This is a genomic window from Staphylococcus sp. EG-SA-2, assembly GCF_017152085.1.
Map to the genome: position 1 here is coordinate 1 of NZ_JACYHC010000480.1, position 4,504 is coordinate 4,504.

At 30.4% G+C, this 4,504-nt stretch carries 2 protein-coding genes and 1 pseudogene; all 3 read left to right on the forward strand.

The features are described from left to right. Positions 1–290: pseudogene (locus IDG60_RS07315) on the forward strand (hypothetical protein); the annotation flags it as partial. A 266-nt stretch (positions 291–556) separates the two neighbouring features. Continuing rightward, positions 557–3,709 carry a DEAD/DEAH box helicase gene (locus IDG60_RS07320; protein WP_206160580.1) on the forward strand — a complete coding sequence of 1,051 codons (3,153 nt, stop codon included), beginning with the start codon at positions 557–559 and terminating at the stop codon, positions 3,707–3,709. 56 nt (positions 3,710–3,765) lie between these two features. Continuing rightward, positions 3,766–4,248, forward strand: coding sequence for a hypothetical protein (locus IDG60_RS07325; RefSeq protein ID WP_000410567.1), 483 nt, complete (start codon positions 3,766–3,768; stop codon positions 4,246–4,248). Positions 4,249–4,504: the final 256 nt, after the last annotated feature.

Here is a 4,504-nt window from a genome sequence, read left to right on the forward strand (position 1 = left end):
TTTATAAGCAAAAAAAGAAAAAACAGACATTTAAAAAATACATGGTTTACACTACGATTGGTTTGTCAATTTGTCTAGGCTTATCTCTAGTTTTGGTTCACACTACGAAAATTTATATGGACGAAGGTGGCGTAAGATACTATTACGGTAGTTTTGTAATGAAACAAGCGGGCGGTTATGCTTATTTAGCTTTAGCGGTACTTTCAACGTTGTTAATTGTTGCGAAAAAAGCTACAAATAAAAATAAAGAAATCGAAACCGTCGACAATACAAATATAACGGAAAGATAATTAAGGGAGTGCTCATTCAGGAGTGCTCTTTTTTGATGTCCAAATTTAGTTGCAAATGAAGGCATAGAAGAAATTTTTATAGTCATTTATTGGATAATAAATTATGGTCATATCGATTAATTTTATTAGTGAGGATTTTACAAACATTTGTTGAATAAATATGGTAATGATAATATATGAATATTTTTGAAAAAACACTAATATGATTAAATTATTTGTTAAAATAGCATTAAGTAAAAAACAAATAGGGAACAAGGTGGGATTTCATGAGTCAATTGCTAAATGATACGTTATCGGCTTGGTTGTTAATTGAATCTTTAAGTCCAGGAGAAGTAAATTTTACAGCGGAAGATATACTCTCAGCTGAACATTTTAAAAATGGTGCAAAGCAAGCACAACTTCAAAGTTTTGATGAATATTTTGAAATATGGAATTCTGAACGCTTTATTATATCAGAAGAAAAATCAGAGACTGGGGAACTTATATTTAAATTTTATAGACATTGCTTCCGCTATAATGAAATTAATTTGAAAATTCAGGATATTTTTGATGATTATTCTGAGATTCATAATCCAAATGGGACACACTGTTATGGTTACACATTTAACACAGATAAACACGGCAAAGTGATAGTTGATTCTATACATATTCCGATGATTATGAGTGCATTAAAAGAAATTGAAAAGAACAAAAATGCCAATATAGAAGAAAAATTTAATGATTCTGTTGAAAAATTTTTTCAAAAAGTAAAAGAAATTTTAGCAGATGAACCAATTAATGAATTTAAATTGAAGAAGATGGACAAAGCTTATGATGAGTACTTTTCTGTATTAAATTCAAAGAAAGATGGATTATTTGGACATTATGTAGCAATAGAATATGTGAAAGATAGTGATTTACCACAGCCGGAATTTAACAGTTTCTTCATAAGTGATATTGAGAAAGCAAGAAAATCTCCCAACCAAACTTTAATTGATTACATTGAAGGTGTAGAAGAAAGTCAGCGCATAGAAGTAGATGAAAATAAAGAAATGTTTGACAAATTTTTACATCCTTCACGTTTGCCTGATGGACGATGGCCATCACAGACTGAGTTTAGATTGTCTTTAATGCAACAACTTGCTGTAAACCAAATTACGAGTGGTAATGAAAGAATAAGTTCAGTTAATGGGCCACCAGGGACAGGCAAGACTACTTTATTAAAAGATATATTTGCTCATCTAGTAGTTGAAAGAGGTAAAGAGTTAGCTAAACTAAATAATCCTAAAGATGCATTTGTCAAAACAAAAATTCATGAAACGGATGATAAATACGTATACTTACTAAAGGAATCTATTGCCAAATATAAGATGGTAGTCGCATCTAGTAATAATGGAGCTGTTGAAAATATATCTAAAGATTTACCGAAAATTGAAGAAATTATAAGAAATCCCGAAAAATGTAAATTCCCTAAATATGAACAGAATTATGCAAATTTAGCACATGAATTAAAAGATTTTGCTGAAATAGCTGAAGATTTGATTGGTGAAAGTGCCTGGGGCTTATTTTCTGGAGTTTTTGGTAAAAGTACTAATATTAACCAAGTATTGAGTCATATGTTAAAACAAGATGCGAATGATATTGGCTTTGCTAAATTACTACAAAATGAGAATAATCGTATGAGTTATAACGAGTTAATGAGTGAATGGCAATCACATCAACGTGCATTTTTAGAAGAGTTGAGGCATGTTGAAATGTTAAAAGAAGAATCTATTAGAGCATATGATGTTTATAAAAATTGTGAGTCTTTCTCTAAGATTGAACAGGTTATTAATAGTGAAAAAACAAGTATTGAAGAACAGGTATATCATTTAGATAATGAAACGTTACGAGACAATAAAGAAATAGAAGATTTGGATAATCGAATTAATTATATTGTTAAGCAAATAGAAACTTTAAATGAGTTAATTAAATCCATCAAAGAAAGCAACAAAGGTTTTATTAACAAACTGAAAGCGATGTTTAATTCAGAAGAAGATGAAAGCTATAAAGATCATAATAAAGAGAAGCAACAATTATTAACACAACAGTTAGAGTTAGAGAAATGTAAAAAAAACAAACATGAAGACCTTGTTAGCAAACTAAAAGAAAAAGAGAAATTAATTAAACAATTAACTAAAGTACAGTTGCAATTAGACGAGTTAAATTCACAGTTACAAGAGTTAGAAGCATATCGTATTGAGTCAAAAATTACAATTCCAGAAAAAGATTTTTGGAGTGACAACAATTATGATGAGCGCCAAGTTACTAATCTGTGGACGAGTGACGAACTTCAATACAGACGTGCCATGCTCTTTTTAAGAGCAATGATATTGCATAAATTATTATTGATTGCTAATAATACAACTATTTATTATGCGATTAATGATTTTAAAGATAGAAGGAAATTAATTGATGCAAATCCAGATAAAGTACACAACGCATGGAATGTGATGCATTTAATATTTCCAGTAGTTAGTACGACGTTTGCAAGCTTTAAATCTATGTATGGGGGCATACCAAAAGATTTCATAGACTACTTATTTATTGATGAAGCAGGACAAGCAATACCTCAAGCAGCTGTGGGAGCATTATATCGTTCAAAAAAAGTTGTAGCTGTAGGTGATCCGATTCAAATAGAACCGGTTGTGACTTTAGAAAGTCATTTAATTGATAACATTCGTAAAAATTATCATGTTCCGGAATATCTAGTTTCTAAAGAAGCTTCTGTGCAGTCTGTTGCAGACAACGCCAATCAATATGGTTTTTGGAAATCTGATGCTACTGATAGTAATCAAAAAACCTGGATAGGCATACCTTTATGGGTGCACAGACGATGTTTAAAACCTATGTTCACGATAGCTAACCAAATCGCTTATAATAATAAAATGGTGTTGCCAAGTAATATTACAAAAGTAGGTAAAACAGGTTGGTATGACGTTAAAGGAAACGCAGTTCAAAAACAATTTGTGAAAGAGCATGGTGAAAAAGTAGTGGGATTATTAGCTGATGATTGGATTGAAGCAATTAAGGAAGGTAAAAATGAACCGAGCTCATTTGTAATATCGCCTTTTTCAGCAGTACAGCAACAGATTAAACGTATGTTAAAGCAACAACTACCGACTAGAATTGATATTGAACGTACAAAAATTAATCAATGGGTCGATAAATCCATTGGTACTGTTCATACTTTTCAAGGTAAAGAGGCTCAGAAGGTGTATTTTGTAATAGGTACTGATAATACCCAAGATGGTGCTGTGAACTGGTCATGCGAAAAACCAAACTTGTTAAACGTTGCAGTGACAAGAGCTAAGAAAGAGTTTTATGTAATTGGCGACATGCAAAGAATACAGATGAAACCATTTTATGAGACGATTTTTAAAGAAAGAAATGTAAAATAACATACAAAAAAGTATATAGAGGAAGTTATACATTTTAAAAGGAGCAAAATTGAATAATGGAGAAATTTAACAACTGGATATTAAATGCAATAAGTGGATCTCAAACAGACAAGAATGAAACAACTGAAGAATTAAAAGGGGCAAAATTTATCATTTTATATGCATATTCAATGCTCGTTTTGCTTGCGTTAGTAATTTCTAACATATTCATTCACATTTTGGAGCCTAAACTATCAATCACCACTCAAATCATCATCGTTTTGATTTTAATTGAAGCACTAATTGGACTGCGTTTCTTGAAAGCGTACGATGTTAAGCGTGGCAAAGATAAAGAAAATAAGAAAAATAGTAAGGATTTCGTTAAACTAAAATCAATTTTAGTAGCAATTTTATTTACATCATTGGCGCTGACAGCAGGTACTGTAGCTGATATATACGGTTTCACTGACTTAGGAAATACTAGAAGTGATTTAATCGTTTGGAGCATAGGTGGTATTATATTTGGCCTCGTATGTTACACAATGGAAGATAAAAAATAACGATAAGGAGCTGGCGATTATAAAGCTAGCTCCTTTTTTAACTTATATATGTAAAGCACTATCCTAAGGGTCTTTAATCATATGTCAATAATTCCTATAATTAATACTCTTAAATATTGTTTAAATAAGTTTTAAAATTTTACACATATTTTTATTTAAAAAAGATGTATAATTAATGTATTAAATATAGAAAGAAGTTGATATTATGAAAAAGTGTATTAAGACTTTGTTTTTAAGTATCATTTTAGTAGTGATG

What these genes read in the sequence shown, in the direction of transcription:
- IDG60_RS07320 (WP_206160580.1), top strand. Translation starts at nt 557, where the DNA reads ATGAGTCAATTGCTAAATGATACGTTATCGGCTTGGTTGTTAATTGAA.
- IDG60_RS07325 (WP_000410567.1), top strand. Translation starts at nt 3,766, where the DNA reads ATGGAGAAATTTAACAACTGGATATTAAATGCAATAAGTGGATCTCAA.